Raw genomic sequence first — 24,390 nt, 5'->3', positions numbered from 1 at the left:
AACCTTTAAAAATCTTATCCCGCCAAGCGAAAAAGAAAATTATCTTAAATCTACCACCTCAACACCAGGATATTTCTTAGCATCGAATGCAAAAGTAGTTTCCGGTACATTTACATTTGGTGAAAAAGTTTTCACATTGTAAGTGTATTTATTTCCATTTTTATCAAACAAAACTACGTTTGCAATTTGTTTAGCAGCCTTATCGATACTTAAACGAACTTTAAAGATTGATTTTTTTGCATCAACTGGTGTTAAATCAATCATTTGGTAAGTTTTAGCACCAACTTTCTCTTCGCCTGTGTAAATGTATTTAAAGCCTTTTTCATAAACAGTAAAAATTTTAGCAGGATTAATGGCATCACCACTATTATCTACATTGCTTACCTGAACCTCTTTATCTTTTTTTAAGTAAGTCCACTGGCTTTTACCATCGCTAAACAACTCTTGATTGGTCATCGCCACTTTGTATTTATTTGAGTTGGCTTTAACATATAAAGTGCCTTGTTGAGTTTCCTTAACCTTAGCTTTTGGATTATCTAAAGTGAAAGTGAAATCGGTTTTTACAATATTGTACGATTTATATTTCTTACTTACATCAGCTAAAATTGCTTTAGCTTTCGCATCAGTTTGAGCATAGGTTGATGTCGTAAAAGCAACTACAACCATTAATGCTGAAAATAATTTCTTCATCTTGTCTTTTTTAAATTTTCTTTTGAAACGTTAGAGTAGATTTTTTCATATTGGTTTAATCTAATCCTTGCTATTCATGCTATTCAAGAACTGTTCCAAAGAATATTCATCAGGATATAAAACTTCACGGGCTTTACTTCCCTCAAATGGACCAACAATACCCGCAGCCTCTAATTGGTCGATAATTCTACCTGCCCTATTATAGCCAAGCTTCAATTTACGTTGTATTAGCGAAGTAGAACCTTGTTGATGCATAACAATCAGTCTGGCAGCATCTTCAAAAAACTTATCACGCTCATTCGGGTCGAAATCTGCCTTACTTCCCTCGCCTGCCTCATCTACATATTCAGGTAGTTGATAAGCATCAGAATAGCCACGCTGGTTGCCAATATATTCAGAAATTCTATCCACCTCTGGTGTATCAACGAAAGCACACTGTAGCCTGATTAAGTCGCTGCCTGTAGATAAAAGCATATCTCCACGACCAATCAACTGGTCGGCACCACCACTATCCAAAATAGTCCTCGAATCGATTTTCGATAAAACCCTAAAGGCTAATCTCGCTGGGAAGTTGGCCTTAATAGTACCTGTAATAATGTTAACAGACGGACGCTGGGTAGCCAAAACCAAGTGAATTCCGATGGCACGAGCCAACTGCGCTAAACGAGCAATCGGCGCTTCAACTTCTTTACCGGCCGTCATCATTAAATCGGCAAACTCATCTACCACTAAAACAATGAATGGCAAAAACCGGTGTCCGTTGTTTGGGTTAAGCTTACGCTTAATGAATTTTTCGTTGTACTCTTTTAAGTTACGAACCTGTGCATCTTTCAATAAATCGTAGCGCTGGTCCATTTCGATACATAAAGAGTTTAAGGTGTTTACCACCTTTTTAGTATCGGTAATAATTGCATCAGCCTCTCCTGGAAGTTTTGCCAAAAAGTGGCGCTCTATCCTATTGAATAAAGTTAGTTCTACCTTTTTCGGATCGACCAATACAAATTTCAACTGCGCCGGATGTTTCTTAAATAACAAGGAGACCAAAATCGCATTAATACCAACCGATTTACCCTGACCGGTTGCCCCCGCAACCAATAAGTGAGGCATTTTAGCCAAATCTGCGATAAAAACTTCATTACTGATGGTTTTACCCAAAGCAATTGGCAAATCCATGGTATTTTGAGTCCACTTTTCAGTATTCAAAATGCTACGCATTGGCACCATTTCTGGGTGTTGATTCGGAACCTCAATACCAATTGTTCCCTTTCCCGGCATTGGCGCAATGATACGAATACCCAAAGCCGCTAAAGAAAGTGCGATATCATCTTCCAAGTTTTTAATTTTCGAAATCCTTACACCAGGTGCCGGAATAATCTCGTAAAGTGTAACCGTTGGACCAATTGTAGCCTTAATCTTATCGATTTCGATATTGTAATGATTAAGCGTTTCTACAATTTTATTTTTGTTGGCCTCTAATTCTTCTGCATTTACAGAAATTTTATTGGTGCCGTAATTTTCTAATAAATCAATGGTTGGATATTTGTACCCTGCTAAATCCAGCTTTTCATCATAGTTGCCAAATTGCTCAACCAAGTCTTCCGATTTTTTATCTTCTTCCGTTTTTTGAATGGTAAAACTAGGTTCCTTTTCTACTTCTTCATCCTGAATGGTGGGCTCTACAACTAAAGGCATTGCCGAAGCTACTGAAGAAGCTGCCATTGGTAAATTTGTAGCCAAAGGCGATAAAGTAACAGGTGCAATAACCTCGTCTTCTTCTTCTTTTCCCTCGTAACGGCTTGGCTGAATGACTACATTTTGCTGTCTGCGTTCGTTATTTAAAGGTGGTTTATCACGAACAGGAAATTCAATCGATTCTGTTCTTTCTTCAACTTCTTTATTCTGCGCAAATTTTTCCCTTACCTCATTTACAAAATCCGGCGTTTCATTATCTAAATAAACCTCCTTTTCTTTACGTTCTGGAAATTTAAAATCGATGTTGTAAGCAATAATTAAAATCGTTAAGCCTGCAAAAGCTATTAAACCTGCAACACCTGCAGCACCAATTTGTGCACCCAATAATTTATTGCTCCAATAACCAAATTCTCCCTCTAAATAATGTGGCGATTCTGCCCAAAAACTGTGTGCAAATCCAAAGGTTAATGAGATAAATAATAGAAAGAAAAAGCTATAACCTAAAGTTTTAGAAATTGAAAGGATTTTAACTTTAAATAATAATCTGTAACCGATAATAAAGAATGCCAAAACGAACAGAAATGATGCAATACCAAACCATTCATAAATAAACTGGTGCGATAACAAAGCACCAAATTTACCTAACCAGTTTTGTACCACGGGAATAATTACGCCCGAATCCTTTAACTCTTCAGCAGTTTTAAACAAATTGCCCCAACCCCCATTTGCATCAATTACATAGCTCTGGTCATCTTGCCAGGTAAATAAATACGACGTAAAAGCAATTAAAAAGTAAAGTGACAGTATAACAAAAAACAGACCTACAATTTTAATTGCACGTCCATCCTGCAAGTCGAAACTTGGCAAATATTCTCTTTTTTCTTTCGGTTGGCGACTCGAAGACGGCCTACCCGATGCATTTTCAGCACCTTTATCTCTGAATGTGTTGGTTTTAAATTGGTTTCCCCTTACCGCCATTTTCTATTCTATAATATATTAAACAACAAATATAAAATATATAGTTGTATCTAATCAGTTTTTATAAGTTGCCTCAAATTAAAAATTATTCATCGCACATTAAACCTTAAACAGAAAATATCGTCTATTATCTTAACAACACACAAGTTGTACGTTTTGTCAAATGAAACGGATTTTGTTTTAGGTTTTAATCCCGTTTTATCTGGAGAGGTAAAACGGGATTTTTTTATTTGGAAAATGTATGTTTTGTAATTTTTAGGTTCTGTAGCCCCGCCATTTGCTCCAATCTTTTTCAAACTTCTGTCATTCTGAGGTACAAAGAATCTATTTCATAGCTTGCAGATTCTTCGTACCTCAGAATGACAGCATATTCAAGGTTGTAACAACGAAAAAGTATTTCCGCTTCTGTCGGGTTTATTTAACTAAGGTTCTAAGCTATTTCGAAAATCCAGTTCTTGTAAGCGATATTTTCTGTGCAAATTGCTTTACAATCTATATATTTCAGTAAAAATTTCTAAACACTATTAATTTTTTGTTAATTTAAATCGATTATTTGAAATAAAATCAAACGTATGAGTATAGCGCAACTCGAGGAACAGATTGAGGCAGGAAATTTACAGGCAGTAAAAGAGATTTTGGTTCAAAATCCAAAATTAGCCAATAATAATACTTCGCACAATATTTCTCCATTACTTTTAGCCTGCTACTACAAAAAGCAGGATATTGCCAACTTAATTTCAGAATTCACAGATGATTTAACATTATTTGAAGCTTGCGCAGTTGGAAAATTCGATACCGCTACTTTACTTATTTTCCAAAAACCAGATAGTATTAACGATTTCTCTGAAGATGGTTTTACGCCGTTAGGGCTAGCCTGTTATTTCGGACATGAAGATTTAGCCAGATTTTTAGTGCTAAAAGGCGCTGATGTGAACTTGGCATCGAAAAACGGATTTAATGTTTTCCCTATTCATTCGGCCGTTGCGGCAAATAATATTAATATCACCAAAATGCTTTTAGATAATGGCGCTTACCCAAATGTTTGCCAAAAAGCAGGTTTAGCACCTTTACACACCGCCGCACAATTAGGAAACATAGAATTAATCATTCTGCTTTTGGAGCACGGCGCAGAAGTTAGTTTGCGTATGGAGGGCGGAAAACTCCCAGCAGATTTAGCCGCAGAAAAAGGCTTTAATGAAATTGCAGAGATTTTGAGAGAAGATTAATTTAGTCGTGAGTTCGGAGTATTTAGTCGTGAGTCTTGGAAGCACATTTTCCATTTCACATTATACATCTTACATTTTACTCCCAAATCCTCAACCGCATCTTCTTCATATAAGTTCTGATATCCAAAACTACGGCGGCTAAAAAGTAAAATAATATCGGGAAACCGACTGCCAGAAATGATGAATAGATAAAGAATAAACGAACTTTTGCGGTGCTCATATTCAACTTATTTGCCAAATACGTAGAAACCCCAAAACTCTGTTGCTCGAAATAAGTTATAATTCTCTGGAACATTGTAAGCTTATTTAAATCTTAATTTCAATATAAATTAAAGAAAGCGGAATAATTAGTCTTTTTCAAACTCTAATTTAGGGATAATATTCGGTTAAAACTTCTAAACAAAAAATTACGTTGAATGGTGAAGCATTTTACTCCAAAATCAGTTTCTCAAAATCCTGCTTATTTTCGTGTTTTATAAAGAGCGTTTGTGGGTCTTCCAAACCTGAATATTTTTTCTTCAATTCATTTTTAAACTTTTCTATATCAACGCCAATATTCAAAATCACCGTTAAAGCATCAGCATTTCCTCTAACCTCGACAATTTTATCGGGATAAAGTTCTTTAAGTTCGTGTGGAAATTCCATAATTATCAAAACCGATTAATGGGTAGAAAGTTTGGTGTAATTTAAGCTTGTTTTAAAATCTTAATACCTATCCCACAAGATAGACATTTTTTCTCATCGCAATATTGCTTTTTCAATTGCAAAATGCCTTGCGATGAAAACGCATTATCCATTACTACGCCCGCTGAGGTAAATTTATCAGTTATGGCGTTTTGCTCTGCAGGCAAACTTTCCAACAACTTTATTGCTCTGCTGATGTAAAATGGTGTCCCTGTGTGTCTGCCATAAGCAAATAAAAATAAAGCAACTGTATTCAACAAGATATTATCTACTGATGTTTTTCCTATTTGAGTGCTTACCTCTGTTGTTTCTTTCTTGAAGTGATAATGTGTTTTCCAAAAATCGTTAACAGGCAAATTCTCAAACAATCTGCGTAATTCTGCAACTCTACTTATTTCCATCACTTTTGAGAACAAATGATTTGCTTTGAGAATTAATGCTGCAAACTGCGCCAATCGTAAGGTTGGAAAGTTCTGTGGACGCATCCTCATAAATTTCCAAATGGAAACTTCGATGGGTTTGATGTTGTATTTTTTCTGCAAAAATTGAAATTCCTTTTTCAGCTCCGCTGGATATTCCTCTTCAAAGTTATCATTTAAAAAACCAGCAGAACCAAAAACCAAGGCCTCAATTTGTAAGGAATTATCTTTATGTTTTCCATAAATCTGTTGCGGAATTGCTTTTGCAAAAAGCTCGAAAGGCAAAGCATTTACTTTGAAACCAAAATTACGAGCCATAAAACGGTAAAAAGTTTCATCCCAATTGCCATTTAATTCGCTGAGTGTTTCAACTACCACTTGAGATTTTTGCTCAAACCTTTCAATTAAAGTTCTGGATAAAAAAGAATCTACAATTAACCTATCTACATGTTGAATTTGAGCGATGCAGGGGAAATCAGTTAATGTGAAAAACAGCGTTTCATATTTCTGAATCAACTCATCCGCAATTCGGTTTTTAAGTTCCAAAACAGGCAAAATCGAACCATCAATTCTTTTAATTTCAACATCGTTTTCATAAACCACATGAAGAATTACGTTTTCATAACTGGCATCACTTTGATGATTGTGTTTTAACCAATCGGAAGATTTTATATGAATTTCTACATTTCCAGCCCAAACGGTTTCGCCAATTTGAATTTTCGAGTTATTAAAATCGGGACCAGCATTTTTATTTAGAAAACCCTGATGGATAATTTTCAAATCTTCACCATCAGCAGTTCTTAAGTCGTTGTTATCAAACGACCTAAATTGCCAAACGTAATGAAGAAAATCTTCCGGAAAGTTCATTCTTGAAGATAAACAAATATTCCTAAAGGTTTTGGTTTATTTTTTTTGCCTCTTTGGAATAATTATTAAAAACATATGTAATAAGATAACGATTATCTATCTTATCAAATACGAAATACCATGTCGTCTTAGCGTTAAGATTGAAGCTTACAAAATAATTGCCATGAACAGAAACTAATAACGGACATATATTATGTTTCTTTTTATGAATTTGGTTTTCAACATGAAAAATTAACTTAGCAACATACTCTACAGCACTGTCTCTGTAGAGAAATAATTTTCATAGAATAATGTATCAATTAAATCATTAAAATATTTTAAAACAGAGGGATGGAAATTTACAATTACTTCCAAGGTAAAGTATCGATATGTTGAACCACTGCCTCTTTAAATTGTTCGGCAGTTAAACTTTTCCTCCATTTCTGCTCAAAATCATCTTTTTTAGTTGAAGTTTTTAAATAAGTAGCATGTTCTTCTTCGACTACAGGCAGGCTATTCTCCTTTAAAATTGCCATAATCTTATTCTTATCTGATTGAGATAACTGCTTAATGTGCTCAATAAGTGAGTGAAAGTTCATATTTTAAAATATTTTGATACCTGAAACTTCAATTAAATATAATAATTTTAATCTACTTCCACTTTCTTCTTATAATTCGTGATAAAAACCCCTGCAATAATCAAAACTGTTGCCACGATTAAATCCATATCAACGTGTTCGTTTAGAATTAGCCAGCCTAAAAATATCGCAATAATGGTATTGAAGTAGGTAAGAATAGAAACTTCTGATGCAGAAACTTTCTTCAATGCGTAATGATAACAGAAGTAGCCTAAAACAGAACCAAATATCGCCAAGTAAACTGCCGCAAAAATACTTTCAGTTTTCCATGAACTTACATCAGCTTTGCCTGAAAAAATTAAAGCCAGACCGAATTGAACAATCGCAGAAAACACAAATTGATAGAAAAGATTCAGAAATATATATTGAGGTTTTCCGCTGTGTTTTTTAGAATAAATCGTACCGATTGTCCAACCCGAAACGGCTATAACTAATGATAAAATCCCATTGCGGTAATTTGGTTCCATTAAATCGCTTATGCCATCTCTAAAAATAAAGACAATCCCCAGGAAACCGATAAATACACCTACAAAACCTTTCAAAGTTGGTTTCTGGATTCCGAGGAAAACACATCCTAAAAAAACCAATAATGGTGAAGTTGCATTAATTAAAGATGTTAAACCACTCGGAATGGTTTTTTCGGCAACGGTTGTCATACCGTTCGCAATAACCACCATTAAAATAGAAAGCAATATTTGTCGCTTAAAACTGCTCCATCCAATCCATTTTAATTCTTTTTGTTTAATTAGAATCACTAAAATAATTAATGACGCGATGGTTTGGCGAATGGCGGTTACGTACCAAGCCGGAATGCTTTCTACTGCAACTCGAATACCCAAGTAGGTTGTTCCCCAAATCAGGGCAACTCCTGTTAATGCGAGTATAAGTTTTAAATCTATTTTGGATTTCATGGCTGGTGAGTTTAACCGCAAAGGACGCTATGCTTTACGCAAAGAAATGAAGTTTGACCACAAAGGACTCAAAGAGCACAAAGTCACTATTATCCCTTAGTGTTCTCCGTGTCTTTGTGGTTTAACACAATTATACAAGTTCGGCTCCAACCAAAATCCTCTCCATTTCCTTTTTCAGCTTCAAAGCCTCTTCCCTAGCCTTTTCTGCAAAATCCTCTCCTTGGCCTGCATAAATAATTCCACGAGAAGAGTTAATTAATAATCCACATTGCGAATTCAATCCGTACTTACAAACTTCCTGCAAATCGCCACCTTGTGCGCCAATGCCGGGAACTAAGAGAAAATGATTTGGGGCTAACTTTCGAACATCAGCAAAGGCAGAGCCACGAGTTGCACCAACAACATACATCATTTGTTCGTCGTTAGCCCATTTTTGTGATGTTTTTAATACTTTTTCGAAAAGTTTATCCCCTCCGATTTCTTGTAATTGAAAGTCAGAATGACCGGTATTTGAAGTCAAGGCTAACAGAATGACCCATTTATCTTTAAAAGTTAAAAAAGGCGTAACCGAATCGCTGCCCATATAAGGCGCAACCGTAACTGAATCGAAACTCATTTCTGATGACTGCGCATTGAAAAAAGTTTCAGCATACATCGCAGAAGTATTACCAATATCGCCACGTTTTGCATCAGCGATTGAAAAAATATCCTTTGGAATATATTTCCAGGTTTCGATTAAAGTTTCCCAACCTTTTTTACCATAACACTCATAAAAAGCGGTGTTCGGTTTATAAGCAACACATAAATCTTTTGTGGCATCGATAATCTGTTTGTTGAATTCCAAAATTGGATTTTCATACTTTAACAGGTGTTTTGGGATTTTATCTAACGAAGAATCCAATCCAACACATAAAAATGAACGCTTTTTTTGTATCTGCTCGAAAAGTTGTTGCTTAGTCATATAAGGGCTTATTTGCTGCAAATATGAGGTTTTTTAATTTTTTAGAGCGACAAAATAATCTTCACATTAAATGTTTTTATAAACATTTTAAACTTTTGTTTGCAGTTTACGTTTCAAATACATACAATTGCAACATAATTTCTCAATCGTTTATCTGAATATCCCAGAAAAATTTTATCAAGACTTGTTTTTTGTTACCATTTTCTAAATGCGATTTATCGTTTTTATTCAGTACGTAAACAATATGAAACATTTTGAGTATTCCATTAATCCACTCATTTTAGTTTTATAACCATAAGAATTTATACACAATGAAAGCCAGGCTAACACTAACACAAATATTTAGGTCTGTGCAGATTTATAGCAGGAAACATCCGTTATAAACAAATGAAAAATTTCTTGAAACATATATATTTAGAATGTTTAGTAAAACAGAATTAAATGATAAGCTCACACCAGAATTACGTGAGCTAGCAAAAAGCTATGGCATTGAAGCTGCCGACTCTCTTAGAAAAATCGATCTTGTTGAAGTGCTTTTACATCAGCAAGAAATTATAAATGCCGCTAAAGCAGGTGCAGACCCTTATAGCGAAACTGAAATTGTTGAAACTGAAATTGCTGCTGTGCCAGTTTCAAAGGCAAAAGCTCCAAAGGCAGAAAAACCACCAAAGGTTGTCGCATCAGCTGCTCCGACTTCAGCCGCGGAGAAACCAGTTAAAAAAAGGGCGAGGTTAAGTAAAGATGAACCAGCAGCTCCAATCGAAAGAAGAAGAGATTCGGTTACTTTGTTTGATGAACCCCAACATCAGCAGCAACAAGCTGAAAAACAGCCAGACAGAATTATTGAATCGGAAGAAGGCAGCAGTAAACCAATTTCTGCTTTGATTGAAGAAAGTGCAGAACCTGTATCAGTTGCTCCGAGACAAAAACAAGAGCCAAGAGAAAAACAAGAAAAGCCTCAACGCGAAGATAATAGGCAACAAAAGCAACCAAGCGGCGGCAATCATCATAAAAATGAAAACAGTTATTCTAACTTAGATTTCGATAATGTAATCACAAATGAGGGTGTTTTAGAAATTATGCCTGATGGTTACGGTTTCTTACGCTCTGCAGATTATAATTACTTAACTTCTCCTGATGATATTTATGTATCTCAGTCTCAAATTAAACTTTTTGGCTTAAAAACGGGTGATACAGTAAAGGGTAGTATTCGTCCGCCGAAAGAGGGTGAAAAATATTTTCCTTTGGTTCGTGTAGAAACCATCAACGGACGAATCCCTGCTGAAGTTCGTGACCGTGTTCCATTTGATTATTTGACACCACTTTTCCCTACGGAGAAATTAAATTTATTTACGGATAACAGCAACTACTCTACCCGTATTATGGATTTATTTACCCCGATTGGTAAAGGACAACGTGGTTTAATTGTTGCGCAACCGAAAACAGGTAAAACTAATTTGCTTAAAGAAGTTGCCAATGCCATTGCTAAAAACCATCCAGAGGTTTATTTAATTATCCTTTTAATTGATGAGCGTCCAGAAGAGGTAACAGATATGGCCCGTAGCGTAAGAGCTGAGGTTATTGCCTCTACTTTTGACGAACCAGCTGAGCGCCACGTAAAAATTGCCAACATCGTTCTTGAAAAAGCAAAACGATTGGTAGAAAGTGGTCATGATGTGGTTATCCTTTTAGATTCGATTACCAGGTTAGCGAGAGCTTACAATACAACAGCTCCGGCTTCGGGTAAAATATTATCGGGTGGTGTTGATGCCAATGCTTTACATAAACCTAAACGTTTCTTTGGTGCGGCTCGTAACATCGAAAACGGCGGTTCATTAACTATTTTAGCAACGGCCTTAACCGATACAGGTTCGAAAATGGATGAGGTTATTTTCGAAGAATTTAAAGGTACAGGTAACATGGAGTTACAATTAGATCGTAAATTATCGAACAAACGTATCTTCCCTGCAATTGATATTATAGCATCGAGTACACGTAGAGATGATTTATTGCTTGATAGAGATACTTTACAACGTGTTTGGATTTTACGTAATCACCTTGCAGATATGAATAGTCAAGAGGCAATGGAGTTTGTACAAGCACAAATAAAAGGCACAAAAAGCAACGAAGAATTTTTAATTTCGATGAACAGCTAACTAGGTAAAATGGAAGATGGTAAATGGAAAAAGTATTCCATTCCATCTTCCCTCTTCCATCTTCCATATATGAAAAGGCATATCCCTAATGCGATTACCTGTGCAAACTTATTTTCTGGTTGTATTGGAATCGTTTTTGCATTTAAAGGCGAATTAGAAACCGCAGCATACTTCGTAATTCTTTCCGGTATTTTCGATTTTTTTGATGGGATGGTTGCCCGTTTATTAAATGTAAAATCGGCAATTGGAAAAGATTTAGATTCGTTGGCTGATATGGTAAGCTTTGGCTTTTTGCCTGGAGTAATTATGTTTCAGTTGTTAAAAGTTAGTGATTATTCTTCAGAATATCTGCCATATTTAGGCTTCCTCATTACTGTTTTTTCTGCTCTTCGTTTAGCGAAATTTAATAACGATTTAAGACAGACAGATGATTTTATTGGTTTAAATACACCGATGAATACGTTATTTATTTGTTCATTGCCGTTTATTGCTACAGATTATCCTCAAGTAATTGGCTCTACTATTTTACTTATTGCGATCATAGCAATTACGAGTTTTCTATTAGTAAGCGAAATAAAAATTTTCTCTCTAAAGTTTAGCGATTTAAGCTGGGCGAAAAATAAAATCAAGTTTATCTTTTTGATGTTATCAGCAATTTTAATTGCAGTTTTACAATTTGCGGCAATTCCTTTTGTTTTGGTGCTTTATATAGCGCTATCAATATTACATTTTAGAGGGATAGCAAGAAACGCTGGTTAGGCTTTAATAGTCGCAGAAAATTGAGTAAAATAAGCCTGATTGTAGCGATATACTTTTTTGTTTCCGTATTGTAGTCTTCCGATGAAGATATGCCTGTAGCCAATATTCATGGGATGACTATTATTACTTATCTACAAAAAAGATATAGTGCAAAGCAGGACCGCAATAACCCATTGAAACCGACCCCCGCTTTTCGAAAAAACAATCTATAATTTTGATTGAATGTCTTTTTTTGCCACTTCCAATTGGGCGTAAATCTCCACCAAAATTTCTTTCAATCGCTCTACATCTGCCGGAATTTGCTCTACAGCAATTTCGTTGCGGGCATTATTTTCTATTGATTGAACAAAATCTTTGACATCATTACGCCCCACATAACTAAACGTAGGCTTAATTTTGTGCACACAATTGCCAACCTTATCCCAGTTTTCGATGGATAAAGCATCTTCCAATTCTGCTAAATAGAAAGGAGTTTGTTCAATAAACGTATCAAAAATTTCGATCATAAATTCTGGATTATGACCAACCATTTCTGTAAGATATGATAAATCTAAGGGATGATTATCATTTTCATCTTGCATAAAACAAAGCTAGTAATTTACAATTTCTTAACGACCAAATTGTCTGTAATATTTTTGCAGATTTCCCCAATAGTTTTCCCCAAAATTGGGTGTATTACATTTGGTGCGATTTCATACAGCGGTATCATTACAAATTTACGGCTTTGCATGTGTGGGTGTGGCACCTGGAGTTTATTTTCGATGTTAATAACCTCATTGCCAAACAGTATCAAATCGATGTCTATTAACCTTTCGCCCCATTTATCTTTTCTAATTCTGCCCAAAATTTGTTCAATTTCCAAAGCTTTATCCAACACCTCCATAGCTGGTAATTTTGTTCTTACCGCAACAGCTTGATTTAGGAATGATGGTTGGTTTGTTTTACCCCAAGCTGCAGTTTCATACAAGGAAGAAGTTGTCTCAATTTCCCCAATATTATCGTTTATTAGCTTAATTGCGCTGAGCAAGCTCTCTTCCCTATTACCCAAATTACCACCTAGTAACAAATAAGCAGTTGTGTACTCTAAAGCCATATTAAGCATCGGGTATTTTTATATCTTTACCCTACAAAACTAAAACATTTAAATGAAAGATTTTTTTAAGTATCTATTTGCATCCATGCTAGGCTTTTTCCTATCATCCATTATTATTGTAATTATAATTTTTGTAGTTATAGTAGGTGCAATTTCTTCGATAGATAGCGATAAAACAGTAACCGTAACAAACAATTCAGTTCTATTTTTAAATCTTGATCAGGCGATAACAGAACGTACACCAAAAAATCCTTTTGGTAACATTCCTATTATTGGTGGCGAGGAAAAAGAGGGAATTGGACTAAACGATTTATTGAAATCGCTACAGAGAGCCAAAGCAGACGATAATATTAAATGTATATTCCTGAATGTAAGCAGCCCAAATGCGGGTTTTGCAACCATGCGTGAGGTTAGAAATGCTTTAATCGATTTTAAAAAATCACACAAGAAAATTATTGCCTACAGCGAAGTTTATACGCAAGGGGCGTATTATTTAGCTTCAGTTGCTGATAAGATTTACCTGAACCCCGAAGGTGCCCTAGAATTTAAGGGCTTTAGTTCTGAGCTTACTTTTTTTAAGGGAACACTTGAAAAAGTTGGGGTTGAGATGCAGGTTATCCGTGTAGGAAATTACAAAAGTGCCGTAGAGCCATACATTCTTGATAAAATGAGTGATTATAACCGAAAGCAGGTTACTGCCTATGTTGGCGGTTTGTACAATACATTTTTAACCGATATTGCTCAAAGTAGGGATATTCAAAAAGACAGTTTATATAACATTGCCGATAATTATAAAGTTCAGCAACCACAAGATGCCGTTAATTTTAAAATGATTGATGGATTGAAATATAAAGATCAGATTTTAGAAGAATTAAAAGGCTTATCGGGCAGAACCAAAGGCGAAAATATTCGCTCGGTTACCATTAACGATTACGCAAAAAACAATACAGACACTGGTTCTGGCAAAGATAAAATTGCCATAATTTACGCCAATGGCGAAATTAGCGGTGGCGAGGGATCTGATAATCAAATTGGATCGGAACGTATTTCGAGGGCAATTAGAAAAGCACGCTTAGATGATGATATTAAAGCGATTGTAATCCGTGTTAATTCTCCAGGTGGTAGTGCTTTGGCATCTGATGTGATTTGGAGAGAGATTGTTTTAACTAAAAAAGAGAAGCCAGTTATTGCATCCTTTGGCGATGTTGCTGCATCAGGCGGTTATTACATTGGCTGTGCGGCAGATAGTATTTTTGTTCAGCCAAATACCATAACAGGCTCGATTGGTGTGTTCGGAATTATTCCGAATTTCCAAAACCTAATGACCAATAAATTAGGTATTACTTTTGATGGCGTTAAGACAGGTAAATATGCGGATATAATGGCCACAAATCGTCCGATGACAGCAGGTGAAAGATTTATTATCCAAAATGAATTGAACAGAATTTACAGTGGTTTTGTTAGTCGCGTGGCTGATGGAAGAAAGAAAAGCAAGGCTTATATTGATAGCATTGGTGGCGGCCATGTTTGGATTGGAACTGATGCCGTTCAGATTGGATTGGCAGACAGAATAGGAAGTTTTAACGATGCAATTAAAGCCGCAGCAAAAAAGGCAAAACTGAAAGAGTATAAAGTTGTAGAATATCCTGACGTAATAGATCCATTGAAATCTTTTATGGATGAAAGTACTGACAGAATTAAAACCTATTACACCAAACAGGAATTAGGCGACAATTATATGCTTTATCAACAAATGAAAAAAGTAATTTCCAGCTCAGGAATTCAAGCCAGAATGCCATTTGAGGCAGTTATAAAGTAGGCTTCATCTTCTAATGAAACAGAAGAGACAGAGATTAATCTGCCTCTTCTGTTTCGTAGCCTTTCTAACTTTTAGTTTAAACATTAATTATTAACTAGAGCAAAGTGTTTATCTGCGTGTTTCCTATCGAATAATTCTTTCTTCTACTTTGGAAGGCTGTAATGGGGAATTTAGTTCCAACCTCCACCTAACGATCGATACAACCCAACAACCGCATTCAGCTGCTCTGTTTTAATCGTAGTTAGTTCCAGTTCGCTTTGCAATAAATTCCCTTGAGCGGTAATCACCTCTAAATAGTTCGCCATGCCGCTTTTAAACAACAAACTTGCATTTTTAGATGCTTGCTGTAAAGTTTGCGCTCTTTTAGCGGCAATGCTATATTGTGTTTTCAATTTCTCCACTTTGGTTAATTCATCAGAAACCTCTCCTACTGCATTGATTACCGATTGACGAAATTGAATTACCGTTTTCTCTCTATCGATTTTAGCCAGTTCTAAATTAGATTTCAGCTGGCCTCTTTGAAAAATTGGCTGTGTAATGCCTCCAGAAACCAAACCAAACAACGATGCCGGCATGCTAAACCAATTGCTGGCTTTGAATGAGTTTACGCCGCCGCTTGCGGTGATGATTAACGACGGATATAAACTTGCTTTTGCCACACCAACTTTAGCATTAGCTACGTTCAGTGCCAGTTCAGCAGATTTAATATCCGGCCTGCGACTTAGCAAAGCCGATGGAAAACCGGCATTCAAATCTGTCGGTAGATTCATTTTATCCAAACGACTAGTGCGGGTTATTGCCTTAGGCAAGGTACCGATTAAAACACTCAAAGCATTCTCCTGTAAGGTTACATTTTGCTCCAGGCGAGGAACCAATCCGGCGGCAATCAATTGTTGCGCTTCCGCTTGTTGTATCGCCAAGGAAGTCACCTGACCAGCATCAAACTGTAAATTGATAATCCTAAGCGTACTATCGTTTAGCTTTAAGTTTTTCTTTGCGATTTCTAATTGCGCATCAAGCATCAAAAGATTATAATAACCTTGTGCAACGTTAGCAACTAAACGGGTTTGAACTGCTTTACGAGCCTCTTCGGTCTGCAAAAAACTGGCTAAAGCGCCAGCTTTTTGATTGCGGATTTTCCCCCAGATATCGGCCTCCCAAAACACACCAAGGTTTGCGGTATAATCCTCGATATGGGTAGAACCTGTAAATGAATTCAAGCTTAATCCGTTTAAACTGTTATCAGATGGGCGACTTGAACTTGCCGCAACTTGCAACTTTAGTTCAGGTAAATAACCCAATTTTGATTGTTTGAACAACACTTCCGCCGCATCGATATTCTTCAACGCAATTTGCATATCGTAATTTTTCAGCAATGCGGTATCGATTAAATTCTGAACCGTAAGGTCACTGATAAAGCTTTTTAAGGGCAAGGTGCCAATGCTCGATGAGTCTTTAGGTGTAGTGTTTCTAAACAATCCCGGCACAACATTAGGCAAGGATAAATCTTTAGAAACCGAACATCCGCTCCAGATTAAGGCAAGGAGCAAGATGGTAATACTATTAAACCGTTTCATATACAACGTGATTTACAGGTTCTTCCTCATGATAATGTTGAACAACCTCTTGTGATTTTTTTGATAATTTTTCTTGGATAGATTGGAAGATGACAAAGAGTACCGGAATGAAGAACAATCCTAAAATTACACCTGAAATCATACCACCTGCAGCACCAATACTAATGGAGTGGTTACCTTGAGCCGACGGTCCTGTTGCCCCCATCATCGGGATTAAACCTACGATGAAAGCCAATGAAGTCATGATAATCGGTCGTAACCTCGATTTTGCAGCTTCCAAAGCTGATGAAACCAGAGGTTGTCCCGCTTTTCTTCTCTGCACCGCAAATTCTACAATCAGAATCGCATTTTTAGCAAGCAAACCGATAAGCATAATCAGTGCCACCTGAACATAAATATTGTTTTGAATTCCTGTTAAACCGATGGCAACGAATACGCCAAATATTCCGGCAGGGATAGATAAAATTACCGCCAATGGTAAGATATAACTTTCATACTGTGCAGATAGCAGGAAGTAAACGAATACCAAACACAATAAGAATATCACGGTCGATTGTCCACCTGAAGAAATTTCTTCGCGTGTTTGACCTGAAAATTCGTAACTATATCCTGCTGGCAATTGTTTTTCAGCCACTTCTTCAATCGCTTTAATGGCCTGACCAGAACTAAAGCCTGGTTTTGGAATCGCATTGATGGAAATCGAATTGAAAAGATTATACCTTGATGCCGTTTCCGAACCATAAATACGACTCAGTTTTACCAAAGTATTCAAAGGTACCATTTCACCACGATTGCTTTTTACAAATACCCGGTCGATTGATGATGGGTCTGCCCTGTCCTGAACATCAGCCTGAACAACCACACGATAATATTTACCGAAACGATTGAAATCCGAAGCCTGTGCGCTACCAAAATAAGTCTGCATCGTTTGCAGAATGTCTTTCACATTTACACCCAATTGGTCTGCTTTTTCATCGTTGATATCCAATTGTAACTGCGGATAATCTGCTTTGAAACTGGTAAAGGCCACGGCAATTTCTGGGCGTTTCATCAACTCGCCTATAAATTGTTGAGAGATTCCACTAAATTTATCCAGCTTACCGCCTGTTTTATCTTGTAAAACCATATCCAAAGCCTCCACATTACTGAAACCCGGAACTGTTGGAAAACTAAATACAAAGAAACTACCGCCAGAAATGGCCCCTAATTTTCCACGCACTTGATTCATGATTTCCTCAATGTTCTTCACGGCGCCTCGTTCTTCGTTTGGTTTAAGCAATACAAAAACAACAGCTGATGACGGACTGGTAGAATTGGTCAGCAAGTTGAAACCCGAAACTGCGATTACGTCTCTTGATGCATCTAGTTTGCTCAACACATCTTCTGCCTGCGTCATTACTTTTTGTGTTCCGTCTAGCGATGTTCCCGATGGTGTATTCACTGCAATAGCAATAAAGCCCTGGTCTTCCGTTGGAATAAAGCCTGCAGGTGTAGTTTTCACCATGAAAACTGTAGCCAAAGTAATTAAAGCCAAGCCACCCATACTCAACCATTTGTGGCGAACCAAAAACTTTAAGCCGCCAACATAACGGTTGGTTAAAGAGTTGAAACTGTGGTTGAATCCGTTGAAGAAGCGTTGTTTAAAGTTTGGTTTCTCCTCAGGTTTTCCATTATGATTAGAGTGATTGTCTTTTAAGAATAAGGCTGCGAGCGCCGGACTTAAAGTCAATGCGTTAACCGCTGAAATTACAATCGCAATCGCCATGGTAAAGGCAAACTGACGGTAGAAAACCCCTGTCGAACCCTCCATAAAACCAACCGGTAAGAATACCGCTGCCATAACCAATGTGATGGAAATAATGGCACCAGTAATTTCGTGCATCGCCTCGTGGGTAGCCGCTTTCGGGCCTAAATGTTTGTGCTCCATCTTGGCATGTACCGCCTCGACGACCACAATCGCATCATCCACCACAATACCAATCGCCAGAATTAAAGCGAATAAGGTTAATAAATTGATGGAGAATCCGAACAATTGCATAAAGAAGAATGTACCCAAAATGGCTACAGGAACGGCAATTGCAGGAATTAATGTCGACCTGAAATCTTGCAGAAACAAGAACACCACGATGAAAACCAAAATAAAGGCTTCCACCAAAGTATGCTCAACTTGTTCAATCGATTGGTCTAAAGAAACTTTTGTACTATAGAAAATATTCTTTTTAATGCCCGCCGGAAAAGTCTTTTCTTGCTTTTCCATCAGTTTATTAATCGCCACCTGGATATCGTTCGAATTGGAACCTGCCAACTGAATAATACCAATTACAATGGCTTTTTTGCCATTGATACGGGTAATACTGTTGTAAGAATAAGCACCAAGTTCAATTCTTGCAACATCTTTCAGGTGCAGGATAGAACCGTCGGCATTGGAGCGTATAGCAATATTTTCATATTCTTCAGGTTTGGTTAGTTTACCTTTATATTTGATTACGTATTCGAAAACTTCTTTACTTTTCTCTCCGAATTTACCCGGAGCAGCCTCCAAACTTTTATCCTGAATGGCCCGCATGATTTCGTTTGGCGTAACCTGATAAGTTGCCATTTGCGTTGGATTTAACCATACACGCATCGAATAATCTTTTACGCCACCAAAAATTGATGCTGAACCTACCCCTGGAATACGTTTGATTTCAGGAATAATATTGATTTGGGCGTAGTTGGCTACGAAAGTTTGGTCGTATTTCGCCTCATCTTCCGTGTATAAACCAATAGCCATGATGAAACTGTTCTGTTGTTTGGCAGTGGTTACCCCTTGCTGCACCACTTCTGCAGGTAACTGACTTGTCGCTTGCGCCACACGATTTTGAACGTTAACTGCAGCCTGGTCGGCATTTGTACCCAATTTGAAGAACACTGTAATCGCTAACGAACCATCATTACTTGCAGTAGAACTCATGTAAGTCATGTTTTCTACACCATTTATCGATTCTTCAAGCGATGGCGCTACCGAACGTAAAACCGTTTCGGCATTTGCTCCCGGATAAACAGCCGTAACCAAAACTGATGGCGGCGCAATATCAGGGAACTGTTGTAAAGGCAATTTTGTTAGACCAAGTACCCCCAATATCACCAACAATATGGAGATAACGGTTGCCAATACGGGCCTTTGTATAAATATCTTGAACATTTTTTTTTATTTAAGCCCCACCCCAACCCTCCCCAGAGGGGAGGGAGCGCAGAACGCATAACCTATTACTTAATTTTATTTTCTTTTAACTTTAAGCTTTCAACTCCCTGGTCCTTAAAGTTTAGGCTTTGGTCTTTCAGCTTTAGTCTTTCTGCTTTAGTCTTTGGTATTTAAGCTTTAGTCTTTCAACTTTGGTCTTTAATCTCTCTTCTGACTTCGGACTTCTTTCTATTTATGAACTACTTGAGCTGCCTTATCTGTCGCTTTCTCAGGTGTAATTACTTGACCCTCTTGCAAACGGTCTAAACCGCTCAGCACGATTTGGTCGCCCGATTTAACACCATCTTTAACCAGGTAATTATTTCCGCTTTTACCTACAACCGTGATTGGCATTTTGCTCACTTTGTTGCCTTTGCTCAGTGCGAATACGAAAACTTTATCCTGCATTTCAACGGTTGCCGATTGAGGAATTAAAATGGCATCATCATGTTTTAAACCTAAGCGAAGTTTACCTGTATTTCCCGAACGTAAAGTTCCACTAGCATTAGGAAAACTTGCTCTCAAAGTAATGGCACCGGTATTTTTATCGAACTGACCGTCAATCATATCAATTTTACCTTTGATTGGATAGATGGAATTATCGGCCAAAACCAATTCAACTGCCGGAAGATGTTTAATTCTATCTGCAGGACTTTTACCCGGATAATTCGCATTGAAACTGTTAAAATCATTTTCCGCTAAAGCGAAGTAAACATGCACTTCGTGGATATCAGATAATTGAGTTAAAGCAATTTGGTCAGTTGGCGAAACCAAACTTCCCTGTTTCTTAGGTATACGACCGATATAGCCGCTTACTGTTGCTTTAACATTGGTATAACCTAAGTTAATTTGAGCCGATGCAACACTTGCTTTGGCTTGCTCGGCATTGGCTTGAGCAATTTTGTAAGCGGTTTTTGCAGTCTTCAATTGAAACTCAGAAACAACCTTATTTTGAACCAATGGTGTTAATTTATCAACTTCCAACTGAGCATTTAAAATGGCAGCTTCGGCAGCATGTAAACTTGCTTTGGCATTATTTAAAGCCTCACGATAAGAATTTTCATTGATTTTGAAAAGTGTTTGTCCGGCAGATACATAAGCACCCTCATTAACCAAAACACTTTGCAAATAGCCGCTAACCTGCGGACGAACATCGATATCAACCGCACCTTGTATCGATGCAGGATATTCGATAAATGTAGTTTCTGTGCTTTCATTAACAAGGCTTACAGGCAAAACCGGCGGTGGTGGCGCTGCAGCAGTTTGGTCTGGAGATGATTTACAGCTCACCAAAATTATGGATAATGTAGTAATAATTAACAGTGACTTAACTTGGTTAAACTGTTTAACACTGTTAAGTAAAATAAAAAGACGATGGATAGCATTCATATGATTAAAAATTATAGTGGATTTAAAGTGTATAAATAATCTAACAGTGTTAAATTATCGGGTAAAAAAATTTTAATTGTTTATAGATAGTGTGATACCTTTAATGGCATCTTTTAAAATTTGTTGATTAAGCTCATCGGTTGTTCTTCCATTAGGGCGAACCAGATTAATGGAAATCAAACCATGAATAATCGACCAATAGGTATAATACTTCATGCAGATATCATCTTCAGAAACCGGTTTTTTCACGAACAAAGATTCAATTACATCGCCTAACATTGAGCCAACATTTTCTGCTTCAGGCATTGCACTTTTCACATTGCAGCAAACCATGTCAACGCCGTACATCAGTTGATAAAATTCTTTGTTGGCAAAAGCAAAGTTCCAGTAAGCAACCCACATGGCTTCCATTTTATCTTCAGCAGATTCATGTTTGTCTCTGGCTTCACGAATATCTTTCGCCAAAATCAGGTAACCTCTTCTTGTTAATTCAAGCAAAATTCCCTCTTTGTTCGAAAAGTATTCGTAAATTATCGGTGCGGTGTATTCAATCTGGTCGGCAATTTTACGCATACTCAATGCCTGCCAACCCTCAGTTTGAACAATGTTCAAGGCAGCATCCAGAATGTTTGTTCTGGTTTCATCTTTTAAACGTAGAATTCTTTCTTTACTTCCCATGACGGAATTTATTAAGTGTAAATAATCTAACACCGTTAAGCAAATGTAGAACCATTTCAGAAATCAACAATCATCGAATTGTCAAATGAAATTTGGTCAGTACTAAATGTAGACTATAGGCACTTTTAAGCAAGATTTTAAGAATGATTATTTTTTTGAAAGATTTTAGTCGCTCACAAAAATTGTGACAAGCAGACATTTTTTCTTTTTTGGAAAGCAATGCCTGTAGTTCTTTTGAAACAGCAGTCCCGCCCTTTATTACAATCTTTTTAACTTCTGTCGTGCTGAAGAATGAAGCATCTGTCTCATCGGTTGCAGATGCTTCGTACCTCAGCATGACAGCATATTCAAAGTAGCTTCAATAAAAAGTATTTCCATGTCGGTCGGGTTTAGAAAAATTGGGTAATTGCAAGGAACAAATAAACCATCAATGCAACTTGAAATAAAAAGGGAGCTACAAATCGCTAATAAACATTTTTCTATAGGTTGGTTTCTCACCAACCGAAACGCTCATTAATCCGTGGTTAGTGAGACACCAATCACTAAGACAAAGATTTCTCCGCTACGGTCGAAATGACGATAATGAAAATACATTTAATATTTTAGTTTTATGATTTACCGCCAGGCAGAAATATCGGATATACCACAAATCCAAATCGTCAGACATACAGTCAAAGAAAACAACTTGTCTAACCCTGTGCTCGTAACGGATACAGACTGCGAGGAGTTTATCATTCAACGTGGCAAAGGCTGGGTTTGTGAAATCGATGGTGCAATCGTAGTCTTCTCTATCGTGGATTTGGGAGAGAACGATATCTGGGCTTTATTTTTAAGACCGGAATTTGAGGGCAAAGGCGTCGGCAAAGCGCTGCATCGATTGATGATGGATTGGTACTTCAGTCAAACAAAACAAACTGTTTGGCTAGGAACTGCCTCGAATACCAGAGCAGAAAAGTTTTACAAAAAAAAAGGTGGAAAAGTGTCGGAATGGTAAATAAAAGCGAAGTAAAGTTTAAAATGAGTTATGAGAATTGGGTAAGATAAAAATGCAACAAGTCGTCATTTCGAATGAAGCGCAGCGCAATTGAGTAATCTTTGACCTTGTGCCAAGTTTATTTAAAGATTCTCCGCTTCGGTCGAAATGACGATTTATCACAATTTGCTCGTACACCTTACCTTTCCATCCAGCTAAGCCTCACCACATCATCCCCGTTCTACTTTAATCCGGCCTAACAAATTTTTCGGGTTAGCTTATCCAAGCTAAACCACTAACTTCAAAAGAAAAATTTTCAGCCGGGAGTTTTGTTTCTTTTGTGGTCAAAAGAAAAAAGCCAGTCCGGCCAGGACACAATAAAAAAAAGTCGTAGCGAGGCGCTACGACTAGAATTGGATATTCCTTAGTTTTTAAACTATTGTATCTCTCCCCATGAATCTAAAATCTCAACATTATTATCCGCTCCTGAAACATAGCTAAAATAATATATTACAACTTCTTCTGATTCTAAATGCTTTATTTTGACAGCAAGAGCATCGCTTTTCTTTTCATTCTTTGTTATCGAAACATCATATGCTAAAGCATAAGCTCTTTTTGTGTTTCCTAACTGCGAATTCAATAGGTTGTTTAAATCCAAAAGTACATCTACGCTTGAGGAAAACTCATTTCCATCGTAATTAAGTAATGGGATAAGTTCACCATCAATTCCTATTGTTGCTGCAAACGGATAAAATTCTTGGCATTCTCTTATAAAAACTTTTGCCATATTGATAGAATAATCAATGAGAACTTCTTTATCTCTATCTATCTTTTGCATGCTTAATTCTGCTTTTTTAAAACTTACCGTTCTTTACAAAAAAATTTGTGTGCTTTGCGGTACATGCTTAACCTTTAAACTTATTCATAAACTCACTTACCCTTTCCTCAATATTGCCATTCTCAATTGCTCTTACGAAAGCAGTTCCAATAATTGCTCCATTGGCATAAGAACAAGCTTTATCAAAAGTTTGTTTATCACTAATACCAAAACCAATCATCGTTGGGTTTTTAAGATTCATATTTTTAATTCTGCTGAAATAAGTTTCTGTAGTATCACCAACTTCCAAGTTTTTACCTGTTGTTGCAGAAGAAGAAAGCAGATAAATAAATCCATTGGTTAATCCGTCAATCTTATGAATACGTTCATCAGCTGTTTGAGGCGTAATTAAAAACACATTACTTAAATTGTGTTCCTCAAAACAACCTTTGTAAAACTCCTCATATTCTACCATTGGTAAATCCGGAACAATGCAACCATCAACGCCAACTTCAGCACAGGCTTTACAAAAATTCTCTACACCGAATTGCAAAACAGGATTTACATAACCCATCAATAAAACAGGAATGGTAACGTTTTTACGCAAATCTTTCAATTGTTCAAAGAGCAGTTTAAGTGTCATGCCCTGGTCTAAAGATTTCTTGCTGCTTGCCTGAATCACTGGACCATCAGCCACAGGGTCTGAATATGGGAAACCAATCTCTAGCATATCCGCACCAGATTTTTCTAAAGCCTCGGCAACTTGAATCGTATCGCCAATATTTGGATAACCGGCTGTGTAATAAATTGATAATATATTTATCTTCTCTTGGAAGAGTTGTTTGATTCTATTCATACCCC

At 36.9% G+C, this 24,390-nt stretch carries 21 protein-coding genes; 5 read left to right on the top strand and 16 right to left on the bottom strand.

Going from position 1 to position 24,390, the window contains the following annotated elements:
* Positions 1 to 39: 39 nt before the first annotated feature.
* Positions 40 to 690 carry a LolA family protein gene (locus EZ449_RS03070; RefSeq protein ID WP_131556504.1) on the bottom strand — a complete coding sequence of 217 codons (651 nt, stop codon included), beginning with the start codon at positions 688 to 690 and terminating at the stop codon, positions 40 to 42.
* A gap of 60 nt (positions 691 to 750) precedes the next feature.
* Positions 751 to 3,360, bottom strand: coding sequence for an FtsK/SpoIIIE family DNA translocase (locus tag EZ449_RS03065; RefSeq protein WP_131556503.1), 2,610 nt, complete (start codon positions 3,358 to 3,360; stop codon positions 751 to 753).
* A gap of 572 nt (positions 3,361 to 3,932) precedes the next feature.
* Here EZ449_RS03065 and EZ449_RS03060 point away from each other — a divergent pair.
* Positions 3,933 to 4,586, top strand: coding sequence for an ankyrin repeat domain-containing protein (locus tag EZ449_RS03060; protein WP_131556502.1), 654 nt, complete (start codon positions 3,933 to 3,935; stop codon positions 4,584 to 4,586).
* Between the two features lie 76 nt (positions 4,587 to 4,662).
* On the opposite strand, the gene EZ449_RS03055 is transcribed toward EZ449_RS03060, so the two are convergent.
* The 6 genes from EZ449_RS03055 to pyrF form a co-directional block, all read right to left on the bottom strand.
* Complete coding sequence (locus tag EZ449_RS03055) at positions 4,663 to 4,881, bottom strand: PspC domain-containing protein (protein ID WP_010601800.1); 219 nt, start codon at positions 4,879 to 4,881, stop codon at positions 4,663 to 4,665.
* 134 nt (positions 4,882 to 5,015) lie between these two features.
* Positions 5,016 to 5,231: a hypothetical protein gene (locus EZ449_RS03050; protein WP_131556501.1), complete on the bottom strand. Its 216-nt coding sequence runs from the start codon at positions 5,229 to 5,231 to the stop codon at positions 5,016 to 5,018.
* A 41-nt stretch (positions 5,232 to 5,272) separates the two neighbouring features.
* Positions 5,273 to 6,556 carry a DUF2851 family protein gene (locus EZ449_RS03045; RefSeq protein WP_131556500.1) on the bottom strand — a complete coding sequence of 428 codons (1,284 nt, stop codon included), beginning with the start codon at positions 6,554 to 6,556 and terminating at the stop codon, positions 5,273 to 5,275.
* Between the two features lie 344 nt (positions 6,557 to 6,900).
* Positions 6,901 to 7,134, bottom strand: a complete 234-nt coding sequence (locus tag EZ449_RS03040) for a hypothetical protein (RefSeq protein ID WP_131556499.1) — start codon at positions 7,132 to 7,134, stop codon at positions 6,901 to 6,903.
* Between the two features lie 47 nt (positions 7,135 to 7,181).
* Positions 7,182 to 8,084, bottom strand: coding sequence for a DMT family transporter (locus EZ449_RS03035; RefSeq protein ID WP_131556498.1), 903 nt, complete (start codon positions 8,082 to 8,084; stop codon positions 7,182 to 7,184).
* Between the two features lie 130 nt (positions 8,085 to 8,214).
* A complete protein-coding gene (gene pyrF / locus EZ449_RS03030; protein ID WP_131556497.1) occupies positions 8,215 to 9,045 on the bottom strand; it encodes an orotidine-5'-phosphate decarboxylase in 831 nt (276 codons plus the stop codon).
* Between the two features lie 419 nt (positions 9,046 to 9,464).
* Here pyrF and rho point away from each other — a divergent pair, with 419 nt between their 5' ends.
* Together rho and pssA are read left to right on the top strand one after the other, a co-directional pair.
* Positions 9,465 to 11,201: a transcription termination factor Rho gene (rho, locus tag EZ449_RS03025; protein WP_131556496.1), complete on the top strand. Its 1,737-nt coding sequence runs from the start codon at positions 9,465 to 9,467 to the stop codon at positions 11,199 to 11,201.
* Positions 11,202 to 11,210: 9 nt separating this feature from the next.
* Positions 11,211 to 11,960 carry a CDP-diacylglycerol--serine O-phosphatidyltransferase gene (gene pssA / locus EZ449_RS03020; RefSeq protein WP_225872211.1) on the top strand — a complete coding sequence of 250 codons (750 nt, stop codon included), beginning with the start codon at positions 11,211 to 11,213 and terminating at the stop codon, positions 11,958 to 11,960.
* 206 nt (positions 11,961 to 12,166) lie between these two features.
* Here the strand turns inward: pssA and EZ449_RS03015 are convergent, their stop codons facing one another.
* On the bottom strand, positions 12,167 to 12,541 hold the full coding sequence (locus EZ449_RS03015) for an Hpt domain-containing protein (protein ID WP_131556495.1): 375 nt from the start codon (positions 12,539 to 12,541) through the stop codon (positions 12,167 to 12,169).
* A 17-nt stretch (positions 12,542 to 12,558) separates the two neighbouring features.
* The gene (gene folK, locus EZ449_RS03010; protein WP_131556494.1) at positions 12,559 to 13,053 is read right to left on the bottom strand and encodes a 2-amino-4-hydroxy-6-hydroxymethyldihydropteridine diphosphokinase; all 495 of its coding nucleotides are present in this window, start codon (positions 13,051 to 13,053) and stop codon (positions 12,559 to 12,561) included.
* 52 nt (positions 13,054 to 13,105) lie between these two features.
* Between folK and sppA the strand changes: the two genes are divergently transcribed.
* Positions 13,106 to 14,872, top strand: coding sequence for a signal peptide peptidase SppA (sppA, locus tag EZ449_RS03005; RefSeq protein ID WP_131556493.1), 1,767 nt, complete (start codon positions 13,106 to 13,108; stop codon positions 14,870 to 14,872).
* 170 nt (positions 14,873 to 15,042) lie between these two features.
* Here the strand turns inward: sppA and EZ449_RS03000 are convergent, their stop codons facing one another.
* The 4 genes from EZ449_RS03000 to EZ449_RS02985 form a co-directional block, all read right to left on the bottom strand.
* Positions 15,043 to 16,449 carry a TolC family protein gene (locus EZ449_RS03000; protein WP_131556492.1) on the bottom strand — a complete coding sequence of 469 codons (1,407 nt, stop codon included), beginning with the start codon at positions 16,447 to 16,449 and terminating at the stop codon, positions 15,043 to 15,045.
* A complete protein-coding gene (locus tag EZ449_RS02995; protein ID WP_131556491.1) occupies positions 16,436 to 19,633 on the bottom strand; it encodes an efflux RND transporter permease subunit in 3,198 nt (1,065 codons plus the stop codon). The genes EZ449_RS03000 and EZ449_RS02995 overlap by 14 nt, the downstream gene beginning before the upstream one ends.
* A 228-nt stretch (positions 19,634 to 19,861) precedes the next feature.
* The gene (locus EZ449_RS02990; protein WP_131556490.1) at positions 19,862 to 21,061 is read right to left on the bottom strand and encodes an efflux RND transporter periplasmic adaptor subunit; all 1,200 of its coding nucleotides are present in this window, start codon (positions 21,059 to 21,061) and stop codon (positions 19,862 to 19,864) included.
* Positions 21,062 to 21,133: 72 nt separating this feature from the next.
* Positions 21,134 to 21,739, bottom strand: a complete 606-nt coding sequence (locus EZ449_RS02985) for a TetR/AcrR family transcriptional regulator (RefSeq protein ID WP_131556489.1) — start codon at positions 21,737 to 21,739, stop codon at positions 21,134 to 21,136.
* Between the two features lie 610 nt (positions 21,740 to 22,349).
* Between EZ449_RS02985 and EZ449_RS02980 the strand changes: the two genes are divergently transcribed.
* The gene (locus tag EZ449_RS02980; RefSeq protein ID WP_225872210.1) at positions 22,350 to 22,733 is read left to right on the top strand and encodes a GNAT family N-acetyltransferase; all 384 of its coding nucleotides are present in this window, start codon (positions 22,350 to 22,352) and stop codon (positions 22,731 to 22,733) included.
* Positions 22,734 to 23,148: 415 nt separating this feature from the next.
* On the opposite strand, the gene EZ449_RS02975 is transcribed toward EZ449_RS02980, so the two are convergent.
* Together EZ449_RS02975 and trpA are read right to left on the bottom strand one after the other, a co-directional pair.
* Positions 23,149 to 23,550: a hypothetical protein gene (locus tag EZ449_RS02975; RefSeq protein WP_131556488.1), complete on the bottom strand. Its 402-nt coding sequence runs from the start codon at positions 23,548 to 23,550 to the stop codon at positions 23,149 to 23,151.
* Between the two features lie 67 nt (positions 23,551 to 23,617).
* Positions 23,618 to 24,385, bottom strand: coding sequence for a tryptophan synthase subunit alpha (gene trpA / locus EZ449_RS02970; protein WP_131556487.1), 768 nt, complete (start codon positions 24,383 to 24,385; stop codon positions 23,618 to 23,620).
* Between the last annotated feature and the right edge of the window lie 5 nt (positions 24,386 to 24,390).

It is taken from the genome of Pedobacter frigidisoli, from assembly GCF_004331675.1.
GTDB lineage: Bacteria > Bacteroidota > Bacteroidia > Sphingobacteriales > Sphingobacteriaceae > Pedobacter > Pedobacter frigidisoli.
This window is presented reverse-complemented; position numbering and strand designations above follow the sequence as displayed.